General features: G+C 42.9%; 15 protein-coding genes and 2 pseudogenes. 15 read left to right on the top strand and 2 right to left on the bottom strand.

Annotated elements, in window-relative coordinates; all coding sequences use genetic code 11:
- The first annotated feature begins 40 nt into the window (after positions 1 to 40).
- The 15 genes and pseudogenes from ACGF5R_RS20085 to ACGF5R_RS20155 all read left to right on the top strand — a co-directional run.
- A complete protein-coding gene (locus tag ACGF5R_RS20085; RefSeq protein WP_387692392.1) occupies positions 41 to 9,898 on the top strand; it encodes an SDR family NAD(P)-dependent oxidoreductase in 9,858 nt (3,285 codons plus the stop codon).
- 356 nt (positions 9,899 to 10,254) lie between these two features.
- The gene (locus tag ACGF5R_RS20090) at positions 10,255 to 11,307 is read left to right on the top strand and encodes an IS630 family transposase (protein WP_387692417.1); all 1,053 of its coding nucleotides are present in this window, start codon (positions 10,255 to 10,257) and stop codon (positions 11,305 to 11,307) included.
- A 67-nt stretch (positions 11,308 to 11,374) separates the two neighbouring features.
- Positions 11,375 to 12,388 (top strand): IS630 family transposase, encoded by a 1,014-nt coding sequence (locus ACGF5R_RS20095; RefSeq protein ID WP_387692394.1) that lies wholly within the window; start codon positions 11,375 to 11,377, stop codon positions 12,386 to 12,388.
- 79 nt (positions 12,389 to 12,467) lie between these two features.
- Positions 12,468 to 13,580: an ACP S-malonyltransferase gene (gene fabD / locus ACGF5R_RS20100; protein WP_387692396.1), complete on the top strand. Its 1,113-nt coding sequence runs from the start codon at positions 12,468 to 12,470 to the stop codon at positions 13,578 to 13,580.
- Positions 13,581 to 13,701: 121 nt separating this feature from the next.
- Positions 13,702 to 13,947: a hypothetical protein gene (locus ACGF5R_RS20105; protein WP_387692398.1), complete on the top strand. Its 246-nt coding sequence runs from the start codon at positions 13,702 to 13,704 to the stop codon at positions 13,945 to 13,947.
- A 49-nt stretch (positions 13,948 to 13,996) separates the two neighbouring features.
- On the top strand, positions 13,997 to 14,308 hold the full coding sequence (locus tag ACGF5R_RS20110) for a hypothetical protein (protein ID WP_387692400.1): 312 nt from the start codon (positions 13,997 to 13,999) through the stop codon (positions 14,306 to 14,308).
- A gap of 87 nt (positions 14,309 to 14,395) precedes the next feature.
- On the top strand, positions 14,396 to 15,532 hold the full coding sequence (locus ACGF5R_RS20115) for an ISAs1 family transposase (protein ID WP_387692402.1): 1,137 nt from the start codon (positions 14,396 to 14,398) through the stop codon (positions 15,530 to 15,532).
- A gap of 89 nt (positions 15,533 to 15,621) precedes the next feature.
- Positions 15,622 to 16,989 carry an SNF2-related protein gene (locus tag ACGF5R_RS20120; RefSeq protein WP_387692419.1) on the top strand — a complete coding sequence of 456 codons (1,368 nt, stop codon included), beginning with the start codon at positions 15,622 to 15,624 and terminating at the stop codon, positions 16,987 to 16,989.
- A gap of 404 nt (positions 16,990 to 17,393) precedes the next feature.
- Positions 17,394 to 18,152, top strand: coding sequence for a metallophosphoesterase (locus ACGF5R_RS20125; protein WP_387692404.1), 759 nt, complete (start codon positions 17,394 to 17,396; stop codon positions 18,150 to 18,152).
- 22 nt (positions 18,153 to 18,174) lie between these two features.
- Complete coding sequence (locus ACGF5R_RS20130; RefSeq protein ID WP_387692406.1) at positions 18,175 to 18,948, top strand: 4'-phosphopantetheinyl transferase family protein; 774 nt, start codon at positions 18,175 to 18,177, stop codon at positions 18,946 to 18,948.
- 178 nt (positions 18,949 to 19,126) lie between these two features.
- A complete protein-coding gene (locus tag ACGF5R_RS20135; protein WP_387692408.1) occupies positions 19,127 to 19,387 on the top strand; it encodes a type II toxin-antitoxin system Phd/YefM family antitoxin in 261 nt (86 codons plus the stop codon).
- 25 nt (positions 19,388 to 19,412) lie between these two features.
- Positions 19,413 to 19,691, top strand: a complete 279-nt coding sequence (locus tag ACGF5R_RS20140) for an arylsulfatase regulator (protein ID WP_387692409.1) — start codon at positions 19,413 to 19,415, stop codon at positions 19,689 to 19,691.
- A 5-nt stretch (positions 19,692 to 19,696) separates the two neighbouring features.
- Positions 19,697 to 20,011, top strand: coding sequence for a type II toxin-antitoxin system RelE/ParE family toxin (locus ACGF5R_RS20145; RefSeq protein WP_387692411.1), 315 nt, complete (start codon positions 19,697 to 19,699; stop codon positions 20,009 to 20,011).
- Between the two features lie 31 nt (positions 20,012 to 20,042).
- A complete protein-coding gene (locus ACGF5R_RS20150) occupies positions 20,043 to 22,973 on the top strand; it encodes a Tn3 family transposase (RefSeq protein ID WP_387692413.1) in 2,931 nt (976 codons plus the stop codon).
- A 628-nt stretch (positions 22,974 to 23,601) separates the two neighbouring features.
- Positions 23,602 to 24,423: pseudogene (locus ACGF5R_RS20155) on the top strand (reverse transcriptase domain-containing protein); the annotation flags it as partial.
- Between the two features lie 100 nt (positions 24,424 to 24,523).
- On the opposite strand, the gene ACGF5R_RS20160 reads toward ACGF5R_RS20155, so the two are convergent.
- Positions 24,524 to 25,414, bottom strand: a complete 891-nt coding sequence (locus ACGF5R_RS20160) for a UvrD-helicase domain-containing protein (protein ID WP_387692415.1) — start codon at positions 25,412 to 25,414, stop codon at positions 24,524 to 24,526.
- A 104-nt stretch (positions 25,415 to 25,518) separates the two neighbouring features.
- A pseudogene (locus ACGF5R_RS20165) lies at positions 25,519 to 26,568 on the bottom strand (Tn3 family transposase); the annotation flags it as partial.
- Positions 26,569 to 26,676: the final 108 nt, after the last annotated feature.

Here is a 26,676-nt window from a genome sequence, read left to right on the forward strand (position 1 = left end):
TGCGATTAACCGAACTTTTAACCGGCATTTTCCGAGCAGTATGGTGTTTGAATTTAATACCTTTAATGCCCTGGCTGCTTACATAAGCAAGCAGTTACCAGCAGACAGTGAAGATGGCCAACGTAAGGAGGCTGAGTCACGCCCTGAACGGGAGTCTGATAGTTTTCCTCGTCATAATGAGCCGGTGGCGGTTACTGGCATGGCGAGCCGCTGTGCTGGCGCCAAGAATCTGGATGAGTTCTGGCAGGTCATTGCTTCAGGTCGGGACTGTATCCAGAAGGTGAGTGATCCGGACTGGTTACACTTTTTTGAACGGTATAATCCGAACATTTTACCGGTACGATACGGTGCTATGTGGGGAATAGAATACTTTGACCCGCTGTTTTTCCGCATATCGCCGATGGAAGCGGATGCGATGGATGTGGCTCAAAGGATCTTGCTGGAAGAGATCTACCATGCTTTTGAGGATGCCAGTTGTGATCCGGGAGCATTACGGGGAGTATCTGTTGGGGTCTTTATTGGCAATATTGGAATGGATACTGCACCAACTCGCGAAGATTTTTCTTTATTCAGGTTATTGGGGTGCGATTCAGGCGTTTTAGCGGCTCGTATTTCTTATCATCTTGATCTGAGAGGTCCTGCGTTGACGGTGAATACCGCCTGTTCTTCATCGATGGTGGCGATGGATATTGCCTGTCAGAAGCTGAAAAACTATGATGTGGATATGGCTGTGGCAGGTGGTATAACGGTTTATACCCACCCCTCATCATTCGTGTCAATGGTCAGTGCGGGTATGTCACCGACTGGAGTATGTAGACCCTTTGATAACAAAGCGGATGGTATCCTTTTAGGTGACGGCGCTGGCGTTGTGCTCCTGAAACGGTTGTCGGATGCTGAAAGAGACGGTGACCGGATTTACGGGGTTATTCGTGGCAGCGGTAGTAATCAGGACGGTCAGACATCGGGACTGACGGTACCGAGCTTTTTATCCCAGAGTCAGCTACAGGCAGATGTGTACCGGCGTAATGGGATAGCGGTTGAAGACATTCAATATATTGAGGCTCACGGTACCGCCACGAAACTGGGTGATCCGATAGAGATCCATGCCCTGAGCGAGTCATTTGGTCAGTTTACGGATAAGAAGCGCTTTTGTGCCATTGGCTCGGTGAAGGCGAACATTGGCCATACGACAGCAGCGGCAGGGATGATGGGGTTGATTAAGGTATTGCTGTGCCTGAACCATAAGCAGTTACCGCCGTCGATTAATTTTGAGACAGAAAATGAGCATATCGACTTTGCGAACAGTCCGGTGTACGTGAATACGGCGCTGAAGGCATGGCCGCTGAATAGTCAAGGTAAGCGTTTGAGTGTCATCAACTCATTCGGGATAAGCGGGACCAATACGCACTTTGTAGTAGAAGGCTACGAGACGAAGGCGAGTACAGATACTGCAGACCAGCCGGGTATCTTTGTGTTGTCAGCCCAAAGCAAAGAACGGTTACAGGCACATGCTCACCAGATACAGGCATATCTGGTCAGTCATAGCGAGGTATCTTTGAGTTCAGTATTGTACAGTCTGCAGGTGGGGCGTGAAGCCATGGATTGTCGTCTTGCTTTGGTGATAAACAACCGGGCGGAATTACTGAATGCACTGCATGTCTGGTTAGACAGCGGAAGTGTGACAAGCGGGGCATATGGCGAGGTTCATGGTGAGGAGAGACCGGCAGGCGGTGAGGACGTTGCAATACAGGCTGACGAAACCTATGAAGGCTTAGCCGCCTTATGGGTGCGGGGTGCTAGCATAAACTGGCATAAGCTACACACAGAAGCCAGACCGGCAAAGATATCTCTGCCAGGATACCCATTTGAACGAGAAGCTTATAGGGTCTCTGACATTAAAAACGCGAATAATCTTCAAGTCCAATCTAACGAACTTACCAGTGATAATAAGTTCCATAAACCGTCATTGGTATATCTCTTCCCTGGTGTTGGCGATCATTACGTCAATATGGGAAGAGAGCTTTATGAGGAAAAAACAGTTTTTCGTGATCATATGGATGAGTGTTTTGACATCCTTCAGCAAGAAAATAACCTTGATTTGAAAAGGGCTTTATTTACCGACAAATGGAGCAAGGGTAAAGGTAACAATCAGGATACCAAAATAGATCTAAGAAAAATGCTTAGAGGCAATGCTGAAGCTGATTCCGAAAAAGGATTATTGGCGGAAGTTCAATACAGTCATGCTGCGGTTTTTTGTGTCGGATATGCTTTAGCAAAATACCTTATCGATAAAGGGCTGTCTCCCCAAGCCTTGCTGGGCGATAGTCTGGGCGAGTATACGGTGGCCTGTGTCGCTGGGGTTTTTAGCTTAAAGGATGCGCTTAATCTGGTAGTTGAAAGAGCAAGGCTGATACAAACCTTGCCTGAAGGTGCTATGACAGTTGTTACTTTGTCGGCATCAGCGTTGCGGCCACTCTTGGTTGCAGGAACCTACATTTCCATTAAAAATACGCCTGATTTATGCGTCGTTTCAGGTTGGATAGAGGCTATTGAACAACTGGAAGAGACACTCAGTGTTCAAGAGGTGGTATATCGGAGAGTGGATAATCCTTATCCACTACACTGCGAGCTGATGACTCCTCTAATAGATGAGCTGAGTAAGCTACTTAATGGCGCCATCTTCAAGCCACCTTCTATTCCTTATATTTCTAATATTACGGGTACCTGGGTCAGCCATTCTCAGGCTGTCGATCCTAAGTTTTGGTTAAGACACACCTTGGAAACAGTACGTTTTTCTGAAGGTATACAGGAATTATTAAAGCAACCTAGAATTTATGTTGAAGTAGGGCCTGGGGCTAGCCTTGGCAGCTTTTTATTGTTGCATGAACAAGACAGAGAAGATTTATCAGAAGAGATCACTTACCAGACTCTGCCTGGAGAGCATGAGGGAACTTCTGCTTTGGAAATGGTGAATAATACGGTTAAATCATTAGCTGAGAAGTTTGATGTTAGCAATATGCCTTCTGAACAAACACTGGAGTTAATGAGTTTTGAAGAAGTCTGGTTGGAGCAAAACCTTAGCGATTCAAAGGTGAGCTTTAAGCCCCAAACGGTGGTGTGCTTTTTGGCCGATAGTCAAAAACAACAGATATTGCAGGAGCACTTTGAACAGATAGTTCCCGACAGTCAACTGGTGTTTGTCGCACCGGGGGCTCGCCAACAAAAACTCAGTGATCATCACTACCTTATTGTACCAGGCGACATTTCTGGCTGGCAGGTTTGTCTGGAACAGATCAAAGCAGACTTTGGTTGCATAACCGCAGTGACTTACCTGTGGCCACTGGAGTCAAAAGAGTACATCAAATATTATCAGTTCATTATGAGATTGATCCAGGCTCTGGTGCGTTCCGGGACAATGCCGCAGCGTATTTTGTTGAGCGGTCAGTGTTTAGCTAATCAGAGCCCGGAGCATCAATGCTATCTGGAGTCCTGGATAGGTTTTGAACGCTCTCTCAAACAGGCTCTGCCAGAAAGTCAACTGGCTTGTGTGATTCAGGTATATGAAGAAGAGCCTGACGTTAAACAACCGCTAAGGCGTATATGTGAGGAATTGTGCTATAGCAGCGATTTTAGCAGTGTACTTTATCGTGACGGACAGCGTTATCAGTCACGAGTGCAAGAGACGACGCTACCCCCACAGTCTCCGGGTAAGAAACTGTTTAGCGCGGGAGAAACCTGGTTGATTACCGGAGGTTTGGGCGGACTAGGCGGGTTGTTTGCAACGCATCTGGCGGGTTATGGAGTAAATCTGATCCTGAGTGGGCGTTCTCCACTGAATAAAGAGGGAGAACAGCGCTTAAATCAGCTGGCCTCCTCCGGCGTGAAAGTACATTATATCTGCGCCGATGTAACAGATCGTGAAGCAATGTCAGGGGGACTGGCAGTGGCCTGCCGTAAGGTAGGCGCGATAGATGGCCTGTTACATGCCGCGGGTGTTCCGGGCAGCGTCAGTATTTTTGAGCAGACGGAGTCAGGCTTCCATGAGGTAATAGATGCCAAAATTTCCGGTACTCTGTTGCTTGACGAATTACTGGCAGGGCAGCCCTTAAAACATGTGCATTATTTCTCTTCAGCAGCGGCGATAGTGGGAGACAATGGCTCCTGCGATTATGCGACGGCAAATCGTTTCCAGATGGCTTATGCCGCGTATCGCAATAAACATGCGCAACTGGCGGGTAAAGCCAGCGTTATCAACTGGACATACTGGCTTGACGGCGGCATTAAATACGCCAGCGATGAGTTGCTGGACAGTTTTGCATCAGGTGGGCAACAGACTATTACCTCGGTACAGGGACTGGCGTTCTTTGAACAGGTGCTTTCTGCCGGACTGACTCAGCAAATGATACTGTTTGGCGATCGTAAAAAAACCGAAAGCATGATAGCCCTTCAGGTGAATGGTGAATCTATCCGAGAACTTGGTTCAAAAGATAATATCAATGCGTTAACTGATGCGCCTGTCCAGAGCTCTTCAGCGCTTAAATTACCTGAATTAAAGTCCTTGGTACAAGAAGATATCAAAAATCATATCAATCAATTATTGCGAATTCCGTTACATCGAATTGATGTAAATACCAGGTTTGCAAACTATGGTTTTAACTCAGTCGTATTTACCACTTTTGCCAATAAACTGTCTAAGCATTTTGGTTTCAATATCATTCCTGCGATATTTTATGGTTATTCCACTGTTAATCAGTTTGCTGACTATTTAATTGAAGAACGAGTTGCAGAAATTTCTAAGTACTATCAATCAGATGACAACCAGATTCCAGATGAAAAACGCAATAATTCTCAGGCTGCCTTAAAGACAGTGTCATCTTCTCAAACCACAGGCTGTAAAACCTTCAAGCCCGTTATGGCTCAGGCGCCAGTCACCGTATCTGAAACGCCTGAAGCGATTGCTATTATTGGCTTAAGTGGTCGTTTTCCAAAGGCTAATACATTGGATGAATTCTGGCAAAGAATCAAAAACGCCCAGAGCAGTATCTCAGAGATTCCCCCGGAACGTTGGGATTGGCAGGAAAGTTCAAAGGGATTTACGGAATCCCGCAAAGCTGCGAATAAATGGGGGACTTTTATCTCAGATGTTGAATGTTTTGATTCTCTTTTCTTTGAAATTTCACCCAGAGAAGCGGAAGGTATTGACCCAAGGCAACGTCTATTTCTTGAAGAAGCTTGGCATACGCTGGAAGATGCAGGTTATATGGGGAGCAGAATCAAAGGTAAAAATTGTGGTGTTTTTGTTGGTGTAGAAGAAGGTGAGTATGGCTTCTATGCAGAAGTTGAAAAACCACTGAATGGCAACCACAATGCAACCTTACCTGCTCGCATTGCTTATCTGTTGGATCTAAGCGGACCTAACGTTGCGATAGCTGCTGCATGCTCTTCCGGTCTTGTAGCGTTACATCAGGCTTGCCAGGCGCTTCGTCAGGGAGATTGTGATTTAGCTTTAGTCGGTGGTGCATCGCTATTAATGACACCCCTGACCCATGTTGCAATGAGCTCTATTGGTCTTTTATCTCCCTCTGGCAAGGCTCATATTTTTGACAAACGAGCTGATGGGATGGTCGTTGGCGAGGCCATTGTTTCTGCCTTACTTAAGCCACTTTCTCAGGCCAAACGAGACAATGATCACATTTACGCTTGTATAAAGGGAAGTGGTGTAAATTATAATGGCAAAGGCAACGGCATGATGGCTCCTAACTTGTTAAGAGAAGCCGACCTGCTAACGACCACGTTCGACAAGTATCATGTTGATCCACAAAACATTCAGTTTGTTCTGTCTCATAGCTCAGGAACCAAACTGGGAGATGCTATCGAAGTGGCGGCACTGACAATGTCATTTGCTAAGTACACCAATAAAAAATCTTATTGTTCAATAAGTTCTGTAAAACATTTAATGGGGCACTCCTTTGCAGCATCGGGTATGGTGAGTCTGGTTTCTATGATTATGTCTATCCAAAATCGAACTATTCCGGGCTTGCACCATTTCCAAAGCAGTGGAGATAATATCCAATTTGCCGATACGCCTTTCATCGTCAATACTGAAAACCTAAACTGGGAAACTCCGACAGGAATACTTAAAACCGGAATTATCAGTACTTTTGGTACCAGCGGCACTAATGCCTTGGCAATCATTGAAGAGCATATCGATGAAAATTGCGACTATAGTCACCCGGTTCTTAGCCCTCAGATGAATCACTTATTTGTATTTTCTGCCAGAAACAGTAAACAGCTCCAAGTGTACGCAAAGCAGTTTGTAGACTATCTGGAAAATGGCGTCAGACACACTCTTGCAGATATTGCCTTTACTCTGAGTGTCGGTAGAGAACACATGAATTCAAGGCTAGCCATAATAGCAAATAACCGTGAAGAACTGATTGAATCTCTGAATGGTTACATTGTCACCTTTAAACAGCAAGATACTGAGGCTACATCATTATTCTTTGCAGGAGACGTGGAAGAAGAAACGCCTTCAGGCTTTAACCGCTTGTTTACTAAGGAACTTGGGCGTGAAATTTCGGCCTTAGATAGCGAGCGAGTAAGTCTGGAAAGGACGGCATTTTTATGGGTCAAAGGCGCTGGACTGGATGAAAAAGCCATTAATGAGAAAAATGGATATCACATTGTATCTCTACCAGGATACCCCTTTGAAAAACAAAGATATTGGGCTATCCCAAATAGTATTAACTGTAAGGATATTTCGCAAAATCAATTACGTTCCAGTGTGCAGGTAAAAAATTCAGATTCGTCTAATCAAACCAGTTTGGCTCACCAGATCAAATGTAATATCAGCGAACTACTCAACGTCCCGGTTACTGAGCTAACGCCAAATAAATCTTTGGTCAGTTTTGGTTTTACCTCGATACAGGCTATCCAGCTTAAATACAAAATTGAACAACAATACAAGATCGAACTCAGTAATTCCGTGGTAAATGAGCATAAATCTGTAGAAGAGTTAATTAATGGTATTAAAAATATATTAGAATCCGTTGCGCAAACTAATAATATAAAGCATTGGGCAGGAGACCTCGCTTCAACCACAACTGAAGAGGTAAAACTCATCTCTGAAGACAAGGACGTAGAGACAAAACCATTAATTATCAAAGATCTCAACAGCAGGTTTGCGCCTTTTCCATTGAATGATATTCAGGAATCCTATTTTATTGGTCGTAAGTTTGATATTGATGGCAGCCAGTCAGGTAGTCAGGTCTATTTTGAATTTGAAGTATCGAATCTGGATGTTTATCTACTCAATCAGGCATGGCAAAAATTAATCAATAGCCAGGAAATGCTGCGATGCATCACGGACGGCTATGGTAAACAAAGAATTTTGCAAACAGTTCCTGAATACATTTTTAAAACTATAGAATTGCGGCTTCTGAATGAGACGGCAAGAGAAACCAAATTTCAGAAAATTAGAAAGAGTATTTCCCATAAAATTTATGACTTAAGTCTGTGGCCTTTATTCGAGATCAAAGTAAGTGTGCACCCGGATGACCGCTTTATCGTTCATTTTAGTATTGATTTATTCATTGTAGATGGTAAGAGCATCAATAATCTGCTCAATAAATGGCAGGCACTTTACATTGATTTATCCGCACAGCCCACTGTACCCGATATCAGCTTTAGAGACTATGTGTTAGGCATTAAGAACTCAGAAAAAAGTCAACGTTATCAAAAAGATATGGAATATTGGCTGGGTAAGCTTGATGATATGCCGCAAGGTCCTGATATATCATCAGTTAATAAAACCGAAGAGAATAGAGAAAGTGCTTCAGACAGAAAAAGGTTAACTGCAGTGTTTGAAGAAGAAGAATTCTTTGTCTTACAACAAAAAGCAGAGGCATTAAATGTATCAACGACCACGTTGATCTTGAGTGTGTTTTGTGAGGTTCTATTTTATTGGACTAATGAAACGCCCTATTCTTTGGTAATGACTTATCACAACCGACAGCCTATACATCCACAAATTGACGATGTTATTGCCCCATTTACCTCAACCAATATATTTACCTTTGGCAATTCAAAGGCACCTTCATTCGAAACTCAGGTAAAAGCAAATCAAAGTGTTCTTTGGGCGGATCTGGATCATAACAGCACCAGCGGTATTAGTGTATTAAGGAACCTCAAGAAAAAAAGGAAAGTGGCTTCATCGCTTTCTCTTCCAGTCGTGTTTACCTCTTCGCTTAGCTCAATAAAGAGCGATTCGGCTGCTAATGATAGTCCTATATTAGGAAAAGTCCTGTACCGCCTGACTCAAACCCCTCAGGTTTATCTGGACCATCAATTGAATGAAGAAAAGGGGAAATTGGTGGTAAATTGGGATATCGACGAATCCAGATTTAACAGCGTGACAGTAAGTAGCAAGTTTGATCAATATTGTCGGTTGTTGCGAAAGCTGGTCGCCGGTGAAAAACTGGATAATGAAACCTTCAAAACGGAGCTTCTTACAGACACTGAAAGACAGGCTCCTGATGGCAGGGTTATCAATCAAAATAGATATCAGGAATTACTTGGCAAGCTGAATCTTGTACATGATGAATCCAATGACTTTGAACCATTCCCATTGACAGATTTGCAACAGTCTTATGCCTTTGGCCGCTCGTTATATTCCCCAAAAGCGCCGGAAAATTGCGCCACCTATATAGAGATATCCTACAAAAATCTTAATATCGAAGAGTTGAACCGGGCCTTAAGACATTTGATGGAAACTCATTCAATGCTGGTGTGTGAAATTAGCGGAACGGGTAGTCAACGTATCAATAAACAGATTCCATCTTATACCATCTCGGTGACGGATGTAACAGAGCAATCTGAGGCTGAGGTAGAAAGGTTTCTAAAAGAGAAGAAAAACCAAATGCTGGGAAACGTGTTCGAGCTCGGCAAGTGGCCTTTCTTTGATTTGCAGGTAACCCAATTGAACCAACAAGAGTCAAGAATTCATTTCTGTATTGATATGATAATCGCTGATGTCAATAGCATCTTTAACTTACTCCGCCAGTTGCTGTCTTGTTTGAAAGATCCAGAACTTAAGTTAGTAAAGCCTAAACTGTCATATCGAGATTATGTCCTCACTCTTGAGAACTTCAAAAAAACGGAGTCTTATGAATTAAGCAAACAATATTGGGAAAATCGATTTTTAAATATGCCAGGTGGGCCTGTCTTGCCCGTTTTGAATAGTAAAAAAACGGCTAATGGAACAGAAAGACATAGCTACAAGTCTAGGGTAAGTAACTGGCATAAAATAGAGAACAAAGCCAGAGAACTGGGTGTAGAACCCGGGATGGTGCTTTTAAGCCTGTACGCTGAAATCATGCAGCAATGGTCAGCGTCGAAAAACTTTACAATCGTGATCCCTTGCTGGGATAGATTACCTATCCATCAGGATATAAATGCGGTTATTGGTGATTTTACGGCTATGAGCTGGTTGGAAGTTTCAGAAGATAATCGTTCTTTGATTGATAAAATAAAACAGACAGATTCTGCCGTTAAAACAGACTTAAACCATAGGGGGGTTAGTGGTCTTGTGGGACTAAGACGTTTAGCCAGAAGCAAAAATTCACTGATGCCTGAGTTTCCCTTTGTTTTCACTAACCTGTCGCAGGGCACTGAGTTCACAGATTCGGATGATATTAAATATATCGATCTTACGAGTAAAACGCCGAACATCAATATTGACTGCGCAAGTGTTGTTGTAGAAGATACTCTAAAGTTTCAATGGGATGTGGCGAAAGGTATGTTCCCGGACGGTCTTGTGGAAGAAATGTTTATTAGTTATTCCAAGGCAATAGAAGCACTGATACAAAATGAAGATTGGAACAATGTGAAGATCTGCTGATACAGAAGTGTAGATAGCATCTCTAAAGAATGTGCTACTCATTTGACGTTCAAATGGTTATTAATTCAATAGCAAAAGAGCGCCAATTTGTAGCGAAATGGTAGGTATATTCACCTATTTGATTCTTTTATCTTGTGCTAATATTTCTGGTATAGTGCTAAAAATTGATATTGTGGAGCGATATTGTGTCTGATAATTTCGGTCGTATGCCCGATATCGGTGAAAGAGCAAATATGATGTTGCTACAGTCGCTCTAATAGTTCATTCGTCATTATTTGAACACGCAGCGTTGAGTAGAGTTGAAAATATAATTGATTTATACCTGTGCTCATTGAAACTGCTTGATTTTCGCCCAAATGAGGTTCAGGGTATCCGTCATGAAAATATTCATTACCGATGAACAAAAAGCCGAACTTGAACACCTCCATCACACCTGCCGTGATAAGAGAGAGAGTGATCGCATCAAAGCGGTCCTCCTGGCCTCTGAGGGCTGGAGTTCTGTCATGATCGCTCAGGCCCTGCGCCTGCATGAAACGACCGTTAATCGTCATATCAGCGATTACCTTAATCACCGTAAAATCAAGCCCGAAAATGGCGGCTCTCAGAGCCATCTCAGCGAAACACAGACTCAGGAACTTATCGCCTATCTGACCGCGAATCTTCTGCCTACCACACAGGCGGTTATCCGCCTTGTCAAAGAAGCGTGGGATATCCGTTACACCGTTCCCGGCATGAATAAATGGCTGCGCCACAAGGGATTCAGTGATAAAAAGCCGACCGGCGTGCCACACAAGTTCAACGCGGAACAGCAGCGGGCCTTTATAGAAACCTACGGGAAACTCAAGCAGGAAGCCGGAAACCATGAGCCCATCCTGTTCATTGATGGCGTCCATCCCACGCAGGGGACGAAACTGGCTTATGGGTGGATGCGTAAAGGTCAGAAAACCGCGGTGAAAACCACGGGAAGCCGTACCCGTCTGAACCTGATGGGGGTCCTTAATCTGGCTGATATTAGTAAAACGGTCGTACGCGAGTATGACCGTATCGACAGTTATCACATCGCCGAGTTTTTCATTGCCATCCGTGAGACCTATCCGGTCAGTCAGAAGGTTCATATTATCCTTGACGGAGCCGGTTACCACCGAAGCAGGCTGGTGAAAGACTGGGCTTATGTGATGAATATTGAGCTTCATTACCTGCCGCCGTACAGCCCGAATCTGAACCCGATAGAAAGGCTGTGGAAGGTGATGAATGAACAAGTCAGGAATAACCGTTATTTCGCCTCGACGACCTTGTTCAAGCAGGCAATACATCGCTTTTTTACGGAAATATTACCGGAACTGGCCGGGAACCTGTCGTGCCGTATTAATGACAACTTCCAGGTTATGAATCCTGCATCTTCAAGTTAAGCGGGTATATACCCGTAATCATTGAAGATGCTTGATTTTATCCGAAATGGAGATCATTATCCTTGCTATGAAAATATTTATTACATCAGAACAAAAAATCAAACTTGAACGTCTTCACGACACCACTCGTGATGGTCAGGTACGAGACAGAATAAAAGCTATCCTTCTGGCTTCTGAAGGGTGGAGTTCTGTGATGATAGCCCAGGCATTGCGACTCCATCAGACCACGGTTGACCGCCATATCAGTGATTACCTTAATCAAGGTAAACTTAAATCTGATAATGGGGGGTCTGATAGTTTACTTTCCCGGGAACAAACTGATTTTTTAATCAACCACTTATCTCAACATCTTTTCCATCACACCCATGAAATCGTGGCCTATGTTGCTCAGCTCTGGAATATTACCTTTAGCATTCCCGGCATGAATAAATGGCTACACCGTCAGGGTTTTTCTTATAAAAAACCGTGTGGCGTCCCTCATAAATTCGACGCAGAAAAACAGCGACAATTTATTGAGTATTATGAAAATCTTAAAGTCACAGCGAAAGACGAACCCATCCTTTTTCTTGATGCTGTTCACCCGACTCAAGGCACCAAACTCAGTTATGGCTGGGAGAAAAAAACCGTCAAGACAACAGGAAGCCGAACTCGCCTGAATCTATTGGGTGCCTTCAACCTGAATGCCATTGGTCGTACGGTGTTCCAGGAATATCAAACCCTCAATGACTACAACATTTGCTGTTTTTTCAATGAAATAAGAAAGTCTTATCCTGACTATCATCAAAAAATTCACCTTATTGTGGATGGAGCGGGTTACAACAAAGCTCATCTTGTGAAGGAGTGGGCTTATGTTAGCAATATTGAGTTACATTACCTTCCTCCCTATAGCCCAAATTTAAACCCGATAGAACGATTATGGAAGGTCATGAATGAACAGGTTCGAAATAACCGTTATTTCGCGGATAAACATGAATTTCGAGACAAAGTCTTCAAATTTTTCACCACAACGCTACCTGATATAGCGGACTCGCTGATGTCTAGAATTAACGACCATTTTCAGGTGCTAAAAACTGCATCTTGAAGTTTCTTGGGTATAGTATGTTTGAAGGTTAGGTATTAATAATACAAATTGTTTTCACATTGAAAGGAGAATAATTAACATGATTACATTTATGTTTCCAGGGCAAGGTTCTCAGAAAAAAGGAATGGGTGGAAGCTTATTTGATGAATTCGGTAAGTTAACGAAAAAAGCCGATGATATTCTTGGTTATTCGATTAAAGAGCTGTGTCTTAATGATCCTCTCAGAGAACTGAATCAAACACAATTCACTCAGCCAGCGCTATATGTAATCAATGCTTTTTCTTATTTGAAAAAAATCAAGGAAACAGGCACTAAACCCGACTATGTTATCGGGCATAGTTTGGGTGAGTTTAATGCACTTTTAGCCGCTAACTGTTTTGACTTTGAAGATGGTCTGAGAATAGTGCAAAAGCGTGGAGAATTAATGAGTAAGGCCAGCAATGGAAGCATGGCTGCTATTGTTGATGGTACCAAACAGCAAATTGAAGATATTCTTCATTCTAATAACTTGATGAACATAGATATTGCTAATTATAATACCCATTCTCAATTTGTCATTTCAGGGTTAAAGCAAGAAATTGATGCGTCAGAGATGTTGTTCAGAAAAACAGATATGCATTTTTATCCACTCAATGCCAGTGGTGCATTCCATTCCCGATTTATGGAATCAGCAAAAAATGAATTTCATTCCTTTTTGCAACAATTCCAATTCAACGAGTTAACTATTCCAGTCATTTCAAATATGACAGCACAGCCTTATGTTCAGGAACAGATCACAGACACTTTATCCGGGCAGATTTCTAATGCTGTTAAGTGGTTTGAATCCGTTGAGTTTTTAGTAAGTATAGGGAATCCGATGGAGTTTGTGGAAATAGGATTTAGTGAAGTACTGACTAAACTTGTCGATAAAATTATAACTACGCCGCAAGCAAAAAAAGTTGAAGCTACACCTCAATTGGCGCAGCCAGGCAACTCTGTATCACGTGATACGAGTAAACCACTAAGTGCTTTGGAAAAAGTCAAAGCGTGGAACTACAAAAACCCTGTTGGCACCAAAGTGAAATCCACGACAATGAATTACAATAATCTGGAAACTCGAACAGAAGCAGTTGTCTTATTTGGACACCGGGCAGCTATTTACATGAAGGGCTATAATGGCTACTTTGATCTTGATGAGATAGTGCCTATCTAGAGATTCCTGTTCAAGTAAGGGCAGAAACTCTTTTTATGAGGCGTTGATATTATTTTTGAAGTTTAAAATGTATTAATAATGTTGCTTATAAAAAATAACTTTAACATGAAATTTGTACTATATGAAGAAATTAGAAGCTATTGATGCAGTGGTTGAACTACTCAGAAGAGGAAAGTTCGATTACGCGGATGAAAAAGTTTGTCAAAGTCAGATGGAATCTCTATTTATAAAAACAGGTGTTGTGTTTGAAAAAGAATATGCATTTGAAAATGGAACTGTCGATTTTTTCTTTCCCAGATCTGGAATAGTGTTAGAGGTTAAAGCTCGCAAACATTGGAACAAAATGCGCGTATATAGGCAAAAATAAATGGTAAGCCTGTTCGAATTTATCAACTTGGCATAGGTCAGTTATAGCTATGCAGCGCAAGACTTACGGCATACTTAAATTCGAAAAGGAAAAATGGGTAATAAGGAAGCTTATTCCCCACGTTGCGCTTCGCCTAAAACAACTATTTCCCAAAATTCCGGTCTCTCGTTCGGGATCTTTTTATCTGAATGATCAAATAGATGTTGCTGCTGATTTAGTTTGGTTTTGTTCCAGATATCCTCTGGTTATTTCTGAGAAGCATCTAAGCTATCTCAAGGAGCGTTCTGACAGTTTTTATCAGGAACAAGCGCGTGCAGAAGCGATTTTGCAACCTGATTATATACCGTCAAGTACAGGGTGAGATCACGAACGTTATTTAATCAAGATTAATCCATTTGACCCATGAATTAAGTTGTGATCTTATACTCCTTTTTTCGGGAACCCTCTAATGGAACTTGATGCCTTTTCTCAGTATTTCGGTGATATTAACGATCCTCGCCAGTCTGCCAAAATCAGCTATCCCCTGTTTGATGTACTTTTTTTGACAATGTGTGCCGTCCTGACGGGAGCTGAAGGTTGGGAAGATATCGAAGACTTCGGAAATATGCGCTGCAATTGGCTTCAGGAAAAGGGATTTTTTCAAACCGGCTTACCCGTACATGACACAATAGCACGTATCATTTCCCGCCTTGATCCTGCTCAGTTTCAACGCTGCTTTATTCGCTGGACTCAGGCGGTCAGTGAACGCACCGACGGGGAAATCATCGCGATTGATGGCAAAGCCTTACGGAGTACCGGGAATTGGCATCAGCGATTATCGCCTATCCATATGGTGAGCGCATTTGCTACGGCCAATGGCGTTATCATGGGGCAGTTAAAAACCGAAAACAAGTCTAATGAAATCACTGCCATCCCTAAATTAATTGATTTACTGGACATCAAAGGTTGTTTGGTCACCCTCGATGCAATGGGATGCCAGACTAAAATTGCCAAAAAAATTATTGCTCAGGGCGGTGATTATCTGTTGTCCGTAAAAGAGAATCAGGCAACATTACATCGCGCAGTGAAACAAGCGCTGTCAGCACAAGTGACTGCGGTCAGTCAGCCAGAAAATGTCAGTATAGAACAAGGGCATGGACGAATTGAGTTACGTGAGTACCATGTTCTACCGGCAGGAGAACTTGCCGCGCAATTTCCGGAATGGAAAGGTTTAAAAAGCCTTGGCGTAGCAATGCGATATCGCCTTGATAAAAAGGGAAAAAAAGAATCATTGGACTACCATTATTACATCAGCTCAGCAGCGCTTGAGGCAGACCGCTTTAAGGCGGTAGTGCGAGGTCATTGGGGAATTGAAAACTGCGTTCATTGGGTGCTCGATGTTTCCATGAATGAAGATGCGTGCGCCATTCGTCGCGGTAACGGTGCCGAGATATTAGCGGGTATGCGACACCTCTCACTGAATATGTTGCGTGCAGAAACCAGCATAAAAGCCAGTATCAGACGAAAAACGAATATGGCCAATATGAGCAGTGAGGATTTGGACAAGGTATTAATTGCAGGTTTTCAGGTGTTGAGCAAGAAATAAACATTCATGCTCTTGCCCTGCCGTCAAGTAGGAATGGTCTTAGGGAAAATCAGTCTCTTAGGTCTTATCAGCTAAGAGCATTAGACTTAATTGCCCAAGTTAAAAACCTATTACTTATTGATGACATTGGCCTTGGAAAAACATATGAAGGATTGGGTATTGCGCTTTTGCCTAATGCTTTACCTTTGGTTATCGTGGTTGAGCCCCATTTACAGAACCAGTGGGCAGAAAAAGCTCAAAGCTTTATTCAGTTTCGTGTTCACAAAATAAAAAGTAATACGCCTTATCCGTTACCCTCCGCTGATATTTATATATTCAAATATACTCAATTGTCGCCATGGATTGATGTACTCACACAAGGCTGGATCAAGGCGATTGCCTTTGACGAAGTTCAGCAACTTAGAACCGGAGTGGACTCAGCAAAAGGTAAGGCTGCCCAGTCCATATGTTTAAAAGTACCACTGAGGGTCGGGCTAACGGCAACTCTCATATACAATTATGGCATCGAAGCCTGGAATATTGTGAGTATTTTACGGCCTGGATTATTGGGTACTCGTGAAGAATTCTTGAGAGAGTGGTGTAAGGATTCGTTCAAAAGTAAGGGGGTTGTTAAAGATCCCGATGCATTAGGCGCCTATTTGCAAGAATCTTTAATGGTATTAAGGCGTAAAAAGTCTGATGTAGGGCAGGAAGCAAAACAAACTGCACCACATATTGAATGGGTAGAACCTAATGCTAAAGCTGTATCAGACACGGTGGTTCTTGCTCAACAGCTTGCTGTTAAAACGTTAACTGCTGATTTTACTGAATTAGGACAAGCAGCCCGAGAATTTGATCTTAAAATGCGTGAAATGACCGGCATTGCGAAAGCCACACAGGTGGCTGGGTTTGCCCGAATGTTTGTAGAATCCGGCACGCCAATAATTCTTTTTGGTTATCACCATGAAGTCTATAGAATTTGGGAAAAAGAGCTGGCTGATCTGAATCCTTTGTTTTTTACAGGCAGACAGACCCAGTCTCAAAAGGAAAAAAACAAAAACGCCTTTCTTGAAGGAAAATCAAATATTCTGATCATGAGTTTGCGTTCAGACGCAGGTACTGATGGCTTACAATATCGGTGTTCTACCGTCATTATGGGTGAGTTCGATTGGTCACCTAAAATTCATGAACAGTGTATTGGGCGTGTTGACAGAGATGGCCAGGAGAATGAGGTTTTTACTTTTTATGTCGCCACCAAATTTGGCTCTGATCCGGAACTTATTGATACGATTGGACTTAAAGAATCCCAAAGTAGAGGGATAATTGACCCAGATAGTGAAGCTACAATTTATCAGATTGATGAAGAGCGTATTAAGAAGATGGCTGAAAAATATCTCCTTTCGCAGGGGGTTGAGGTACCTAAAAGACAAGACTCAAGAGAGCAGCTCAGCATTGAACAGTTAGTCGATATTATATAAATCGGTATTAAATACAGACTAGTTAGGTAGCAAAGTACGCTAATTTCTGCGATCCAAAATAGGCGTTTGTTGTAAAAGTAGTAACTTATTGAATGCGGCCATCAATTTGCCAAAACCGACTCATTTATGTTCAAAATCTATATTGCATCACATAAAAATTATTTCATTAAGTGGTTATTGTGGCGGTATAATTGAGAACAAAGAGAATAAGCATGTCGGAAGTAGAATGTCTTAGGTAAGTTGTACTTAGTATGCAGCAAACGTAATTGCCCAAAAAAGAGTTAATGACATAGCAAATCTAAATTCATTTCACTATTAGCCGAGCCTGACAATAGGCAAAATCACAGGCGAATAATTGGATGATTTCTAATTGCTCAACTTAGTAGACTATGGAAAGTGTATTTATGAGAGTATTTGCAGTATCTGATCTTCATGTGGACCACGAAATCAACCTGAAATGGTTAAAGGGATTGTCTAATTCCGATTTTAAAGATGATATACTCATTTTAGCTGGAGACATTACGGATAACTTAAATCTATTAGGGAAAAGCTTTCAAATCTTGGCGTCACGATTCAACAAAGTTCTTTTTGTGCCTGGAAATCACGATTGTTGGGTGATAAGGGATCAGATAAATACGTCTATCGAAAAATTTCATAAAGTTATTGACGTATGTTCAGATTTTGGCGTTGGTACGGATGTTTACCAAGTGGAGAATCTCACCATAGTACCACTTTTTAGTTGGTATGATTTTTCGTTTGGTAAGCCTTGTATGCAGCTAAAAGCCTCATGGGGGGATTTTTTTTGTTGTAAATGGCCAGATAATTACCTTGTTACTGACATAGCTGATTATTTCCTTTCCATGAATATTGAACGCTTATCAACGGTTAACGATCTGGTCATCAGCTTTTCTCACTTTTTGCCAAGGATAGATATCATGCCTGACTTTATACCTGAAAGTATTCGGTATCTTTATCCGGTATTGGGGAGTTACAAGCTGAATGAGCAGTTAAATATTCTAAATCCTCAAATCCATATTTACGGCCATAGTCATGTTAACTGGCAGGTGCAATTGGGTGGTGTGCAATTTATTAATAATGCCTACGGTTATCCGACTGAAACCAGAATTACACGCAAAGATTTACGTTGCGTTTACGAATCTTAGAACCATAAATAATATTGACTATATGAATATAGCAGACAATGAAATACATATTTGGTATGCCTGTGATGAGGAAATTGATGCTGAATTTGCTTTATTACATTATAAACAATTTCTCACTCTCGACGAACTTGAGCAGTACAAAAAGTTCTATTTTGAAAAGAATAAACATCAATACCTTGTCACCCGAACCCTAGTACGTCATGTACTTTGTAAATACCTGCAAGATGTGTTACCCATGGAATTAAAGTTCGTGACTAATACCAATAAAAAACCTTACGTTTCACCAAGCCAAATGCGTTTTCCTTTGCAATTCAATATTTCTCATACTGATAAAATGATTGTCATAGCTGTAACAAAATCAAATGAAGTAGGGATTGATGTGGAATATCTGGATCGAGACAACTGTACCTTCGACATTGCAGAACGTTTTTTCGCTGAATCAGAGTATCAACAATTAAAAGCATTATCACCAGAACAGCAGAAAAGACGTTTCTTTAGTTTGTGGACTCTCAAGGAGGCTTATGTTAAAGCCTGCGGTAAAGGGCTTTATATCCCTCTTGACGAATTCTGGTTTTCCTTTCCTTGCGTTGATGCTATTGACATTACATTTTCTGCCTCTCGATATGATGACCCCAATAATTGGCAGTTTTGGCAAATAGAGCCTGATAAGCACCATTTAGTTTCACTTGCCATTCAGCAAAACCCATCACTCTTGTATAATTTAGTAATGCGCAAAATAACGCCACTATTGGGAAATGAAATTGTTAATTATTTGGTAACAGCCTCAAAAACCTAAGCTGTTATAAAGAAGCGCTGGAAAAAGGAAGATATTCAGAGTACGTGATTGTAATAGTTTTACTTATATCAGCAATAATCAATCATATTGGTTACTTTTTGATAGCCTTAAATTTGATCAAGTCGTTCGATTCGTTTATATTGTTTGAATCATACCATTATTCAATGAGGAGATTATTATGGATGCTCTTTCTGCCAATGAAGCCAAAACTCAGTTTGGCGACATGCTACTCAAAGCACAACGTGCCCCAATCCAAATAAATAAAAACGGAAAACCCGTTGCGGTTGTTATCTCAATGGATGAGTACGAATGTATTGAAACACTCCGGTTAAAATTATTACAGTCAAGAGCGGCACAGGCCAGCGTTGATATTGAATCCGGTAACACCGCCGATGGTGAAGCTTTTTTTAATGAACTGAGATCAGGTCTGTACGATTAGAACTGCACATATTAAGGAGAAAAAAATGTCTGTCGCCGGGTTGAGTGCAGAACAATTACAGCGGGTGAAGCGTATACACGACTATGCTACCCGTTTTCCTCTTACCGAGACCGGCGATATGCAATTACTGAAAACGTGTTACGACTATATGGGTATATTCAAACAGGTGACAGACAGTACATCAACTGCCCAACTGGATGATATCTGCCAGCAATACACCGGATTTTTCCGATTCGCCAAACTGATGGAAATGCTGGCTCAGGGTATTGCTGAGGGCATCATCGACGTTCCCAGGGATCATTAACCATAATGGACATACCAAACTACCGCTTAACGCCTGATGCACAGGCCGATCTTATTGAAATCCGCCGTTTTACTGTACAGCAATGGGGTAAGATGCAATCGGAAAAATACCTGTCAGAACTTCAACAAACCTTTCGTTTGCTGGCTGTTACCCCTGCTCTGGGGAGAGGCAGGCCGGACGTGGGAGCGGAAGTATTGAGTTTTCCTCATGTCAGTCATGTTATTTATTACATAATCCATGAACGGCAACCGGTTGTATTTGGTGTACTGCACAAACGAATGGTGCCCGCAAATCATCTGGGCGGACGCGGGATGATTTGACTATTTGGCCTCACTGAATCCGGGACTCACAATGGAAAATATCAAGCGTATTCACTTATTATCCAGTACAGAAATCGAAGAACTTTATGCCCGTCCCGAATTCAATGATCACGAACAAAACCTGTATTTTTCCTTAAGTCCGGCAGAACGGGCTGCTCTCGAACAGTTCCGTAATACCCAGACCCGCATCCATTTCATCCTGCAACTGGGCTATTTCAAGGCTAAACAACAGTTTTTCAACCTGTCACTTGATGAGGTCAGCCACGATGTTCAGTATATTGTGGCCACTTATTATAGCGATACTGATGCGGCCCTGTTCAAAGGCACACTCTCCCGCAAATATATGCGCAGTCAGCGACAGGCAATACTCTCGCTCTTTGGTTACCGAAACTGGTCTTCTCAATATACGGCTGAAATAGAATCTCATCTCGCCTATTTGTTGCGTTACTATCCCAAAAGGCACAATGCGTTTCGTCAACTGCTGGCGTACTTTGGGCATCAAAAGTTGATGATTCCGTCCTACCGAATATTACAGGATATGTTCAGCCACGCATTTATTGCGGAGGAAAATCGCCTGAATGTTGCGGTTTCCTCGCTGCCCACAGCAATCATTGATCAACTTGTTGCTTTGGTGCAGCGGGATGACGGTATCACCACACTCAATATTATCCGTGCCGATCAAAAGGATTTTCAGTACACCGCCGTCAGAATGGAAGTAGATAAGGCATTACGTATTGAAGATCTTTATCAGTTTGCCAGGGACTTTCTGCCGTCTCTGGAGTTATCAAAAAATGCCATTCGTTACTATGCGGAAATGGCCGAACAATATGCTGCCTCCCGGTTGCGGAGACTGAGCAAAACACAACAATGGCTACAAGCGTTGTGCTTCGTCTATCACCGCTATCAACAGATCATGGATAATCTGATTGTGAGTTTTTGTTATCACACGCGGGCGATCATGGATGCGGGTAAAATTTATGCGTCGATAGCACACATGGAGCACAGTTCCAGAGTAGTCACGGACTTTCCCGGACTGGCAAAGTTTCTGAAATGGTTTCCAGAGCGGGATCCGAACATGAGCCAAGCCGAACTGAATGAAGTGGCTTTCAGTATGTTGCCCAAAGCACAATTTTCAGTCATGGCAGAATTTTTGGAAGGCAAATCTTTTGATAAGAAAGCGGCGTTATGGGAATACTATAGTAAGTCATCCCGCCTGCTCTTGCTGTATCTGCGTCCGGTATTTACCAGAGTAAGACTGGAATATTACAAGAAAAACAGCTATATCGGCGAACTGATTCATGTGTTGAAAACACATTATGCCAGCGGTAAAAGTCCATCGGCCTTAAAAATCTGCGATGAGCTGGGATTCACCATTCCTAAAGGTATGAATGCCTACCTGAAGCGAAAATCCTCGGACACCCGAATTGATCCGTATTTATTTGAATTTTTTATCTATCTAAAGGTTCTCCATGAGATTGAACGGGGCCGTCTGTATTGCAATGACAGTGTCTCGTACTGTGATATTGATACCGATCTGGTTGACGATGCGCTAGTCGATAACGTTGAGAAGATCGCTGAGGAATTTGGTTATTCCAGTCTCCCTGTTTACTGTGACCAGCGTCTTGATGACGCGCTACAGGAGCTGGATGAGGCCTGGGAGAGGACGACTCACAATATTCGTGAAAATAACAACCCTGGCTTTAACGTTCGTGAAACAAAAACCGGGCAACAACACTGGAGCCTGCGCTATGACAGCGTTGAAAAGCTGGACGATGTTTTTTTCAAAAACTTGCCCAAAATCGAAATTGCTAACATTGCCATGTTCATCGGTGAGCTGACTGACATGTGGCGTGGATTTACTCACATGAAAGACCGTTATACCAAGCGAAAAAAACCGTTACCGCTGGCAATTAATGCTTGTTTGCTGTCGGAAGCCTTTGGGTTTGGCGCCTTGAAAATGGCCGATATGTCAGATTTGGAACTCAACCAGCTTCGCGCAATACGGGAGGATTTTATTCGGGTTGATACGCTTTGTGCTGCCAATGAAATAGTCAGTAATCATATTCATTCACTGGCGATCTTCAAACAATGGAACCTCATGGATGACAAAATATTGGCTGATGCAGACGGGCAAAAGTTCGCGACCACAGACAGTACGATACAATCGCGTTATTCCAGAAGGCATCTGGGTAAAGGCCGGGGCATCTCGCTTTACACACTGCTCGCCAATTACGTGGCGGTTAATGCGAAAAATATCGGCCTGAACGAGTATGAAGGCCATTCGCTGTACGACATGATTTACAACAATAAAACGGATATTGATATCCATATGGTGACAGGAGATAACCACTCATTGAACAAGCTGAATTTTGTCACGCTGGATTCCATTGATGTGGATTATGTTCCCAGCATCAAGAATGTGCGTCACGCAGCTGACGATCTTTATTCAGCTAAACCCCTGGATTATGATACCGGTATCCTCAAACCCAAAGGGGTGATTAATGTCGAACGTATCCGCTCTCAGCGACGAGGAGTTCTGCGTGTATTGCTTTCGCTTATCATGCAGGAAAACACCCAGGGCAATATCATCCGCAAACTCAACTCTCATGCCCGTTACGCCAGATTAAAAGCGGCGTTGTTTGAATATAATGCCATCTTCAAGAGCACACATGTCCTCAATCTGATTGATGATATGGCACTGAGAAAAGCGATCCGAAGTGCCAGAAACCGTACGGAAGCCTATCATCAGCTCCAAAGTAACATCCGAAAAACCTACAACGGTATCTTCAAGGGTAAAAAAATCGTTGAAAACCGGGTCAGTGCCCATGCGGCCAGATTGGTTGCCAATTGCATCATTGCCTACAACAGTATGATCCTGAATGCGGTCTACCAAAAGATGTTAGTCAATGATGTTTCTCAAGAAATTATTGATGAGTTTACGCGGATTTCACCGATTGCCTAGACACACACATTGTTCACGGGACGATACAACTTTAAGAGAAATAACGGGAAAATTGATGTGGAAGCGATGGCGAGGATATTGGAGTCTCACCTGAAACAGCATTTTTGGCGGGATGACTGATCAGGGTTTTCCCGCAAAGTTTACAGATCTGGGGGTTCTTCCAGTGCGCTGGGCAAAGCTGCACTGATCTTGCGGGTGAAAGATCCGCCGTAGAAGGTTAGCCAGACAGCTGCGTAGCGAGTCTTGCGTATCCGGCGGCAACAAAGGAGACGAAGCGTAGACAGCGAAACATTCGAGCCGAAATCAAATGATGAACGTGATAGCTCCGAAATCCCTCTAGTTGTGTGTGCCGATGGTGTTGGAAGACCCGCAGGCAACAGCGGCTGAATGGTCAGACTGGCGAATATCCATTTAGCAGCACACACCGGAGCCGCAGACGTCGGCGAGTTTGTAGAGAACAGTGTGGAACCCAGGAGATCCTGATATTTCTCAATGGAATGAGTATTTCGGGCACAAGTGCCAAAACACAAGGCCGGAGAAACGGGTATCAGGAAGTCGGAGTCAGTCATAGTAGCGTTGAAGCGAGTAATGACCGTGGAGCGAAGAGATCGAACGTGAGAGGGCAACAATGACCGTACACAGCAAAGACGGACCATCATGGTTAACAAAACTTGAGCGTATAGGCGAGAAATCAGCAAGTAACAAGCAACAGGTATTCAATAATTTAGGGCACTTGTTGAACAGTGACATGCTGAAAGGGCAATTCCTGCGGCTGGACGGGAGTAAAGCCGTGGGTATTGATCGCATGACAAAAGCCGCTTATGGTGAACACCTTGATGAGAATATTCAAAACCTCATCCTGCGAATACGCAGAGGAACGTATCACCCGAAAGCTGCCCGGATCACCGAAATCCCGAAAGAGGACGGCAGTAAACGGCCTTTAGCGATTTCGTGCACAGAGGATAAACTTGTCCAGCTTGCGGTCAGTGATATCCTCAGCCGGATTTATGAACCGCTGTTTATGCCCTGCTCCTACGGTTTTCGGTCGGGGTTAAATTGTCATGCGGCATTAAAGGCGCTACAGCAACAAACCTACAGTAACTGGAATGGTGCCGTAGTGGAAATCGATATCCGAAAGTATTTCAACACGATACCACATAGTGAGTTGATGGAATTGCTTCGGAAGAAGATATCAGATCGCCGCTTCCTCAGATTGATTGAAGTACTCATAACGGCACCCGTTATGATGGGTAAAGCGGTCTCCAGCAATGATCGGGGATGCCCGCAAGGTTCAATCCTGTCGCCTGTGCTCGCTAATATCTACCTGCATCATGTGATAGATGAATGGTTTGATGAAATCAGCCATTCACATATTCACGGGCGTGCAGAGATGGTGAGGTACGCTGATGACATGGTGTTTACCTTTCAGTATCCCAGAGAGGCTAGGCGTAAGGATTCGTGCGTAACTGTGTAAGATCGCGCTCCAGCCCTTGCCACATTTACGCTGTCAAAATCTAGCGTCATGCCACTGGCTGTATCAATATATAAGTTTATGGTTTCCAATATGGAAGTAATGAGCTGCCAGGGCTATCGACTACAAGGGCTACACTTTGTTTTGCCCTTGTGACTGCGACATAAAAACTTGCTGCGGGTCCTGGCTCCAGAGGAGCTCCAGTTTGAATAAACTTGAGAATCCCAGCAGTAGGTACGATGAGTACCCTCTCATGTGTTGAACCCTTGGAAATTTTAAAATTCATGAAGTTAAGATGAAACTCTTTGCCTGAACTGGCCGTACTCCGCAAACACTGAGGCTGATATTTGGCAACATAATCTACAACGTGCCTTTTTGGTACAAGGAATACACCATCATGACCTGTGACTATCTCATTCCTGGAGTCAGTTGCAGGAAACAGCCAGCTTTTATCAAAAATAGTGTCAGAAAATGCAGCAATACTGGGATGGCAACGCCATGTTGTGGCACTCTCTGTAATATTTATTAGTCCTTTTCCTTCGCGTTCACGAAACCAGGTTATTACTTCCGCATAAGCGTATTTTTTATTTTTTGAGCTCCGTGGATTAGTTGAGAGTACAGATTGGCGAATATCGCCAACCATTCGAATATCAACCGATGAGCGAAGACACACATCGATTATCTCCCAATCATGACTGCTGAGATCTTGCACTTCGTCGATCAAAATTTCATCGTATAGACATTCCAATCGATGTATTAACACTCCTCCACTTTCTGAAATAAGTTCGTGAGCAAGACGACCAAGCTCACATGCATATGCTGCTCCGCTTGAATCTAAAAACCGGTTAACTCCTCTAGCCATCATATTTGGCCTGCCATCAAAGTTGAACCCAAGAACGCGTTTACTCGGAAATTTAAATGGTAGAAAAGGTTTGGCAAAATGGCGAAGTAGAAATGTATACCAACCCATTACTTCAATTCCTGCATGATCACCAGCAGAGTTCGCCAGACGGCGACTTAACTCATCTTGGTTTGTTTTAGTATATGGACCAGCGGGGACATTTGAACAGAAACTTACGGTTTTGCCCTGTCGGTAGGTTCTGTACCGTAAGGTTCCCCATCAACAAAATAAGTGCCATGGGGTAATACGTGTTTATAGGGTAGTAAAGATATATGGGCTAATACATCATCATCTATAACTTCACCATTTTCACGTAACCCTTTAACAATGTTGCTTATTCTTGATGTGTTCCAGTACAGGATTGCATTGGATACCAGACTCAGGGCGCTGGCCTTATTCATGATCTCTTTGTAATCACCAGTCGTGAATTCGCCCTGGTTTGCAAAAAAAATCCATCGAGGCAACTTATGTCGGTATTCGACTTTATTGAGCTGAAGCTGAACGGTACGACGTAAATCCTGATCAGTCAGATAACGCAGAATATATTCCGTCTTAATCAGTCGTCCCAGATTGGTGAATGCCTTAGAAAGACGATCAGATGGAAAACTGTTGGTGAGCCGCTCTACGATGACATGGGCCGGCGCTGTACGTTTTTTGAGAGATTGCGATACGTGAATCATCGCATCCCATTGTTCCTCAATAATGTCCAGATCTGCCGTTTTATTCAGTAATGGTGTGAAAACACCATAATTAACCGTACGGTCAACCCGATAGAGTTGTTGATCTTTCAAATCTTTTATCCGCGGCATAAAGTAATAGCCAAGTAGATAACACAGCGCGAAAATGATTTCGGTATAACCGTGAGTGTCTGTAGTATGCTCACGGATTTTTAGAATCGTGTTATTTTCCAGAATCCCGTCAAGGACATATAAGGCCTCTCTTGGATTACAGGAAATCGCTTTGGTGCTGTACACCGAATATTGATCTGATACGTGCGTATATATCCCAATCGCCTTTTCGTAATAACCATAATAGCGGGGATAATAGGCAGCAAGGAGGCTGTCTGCCCTGATTCTGAAACGCTGCGCATCAGAAGACGACAATTGTCCCGAACCGTGTACCTGACTGAAAGGAAGCTGATGGTGCTGATTTACAATTTCCGCACTGGCAGCTTTAATCGTGTCTTCCCGGACGTAGAACTGCAATACATGCCGCAGCATGTCAGATTATTGACAAAGTGCTGGTTTTTTATCCGACACTTTGTTTTAATTAAGTTCCGTTCACTCAACGGAGCTTGCCACCATGTTAAGAACACCCCCTCTCCAGACTTT

The organism is Photorhabdus sp. RM71S (assembly GCF_042879355.1).
GTDB lineage: Bacteria > Pseudomonadota > Gammaproteobacteria > Enterobacterales > Enterobacteriaceae > Photorhabdus > Photorhabdus kayaii.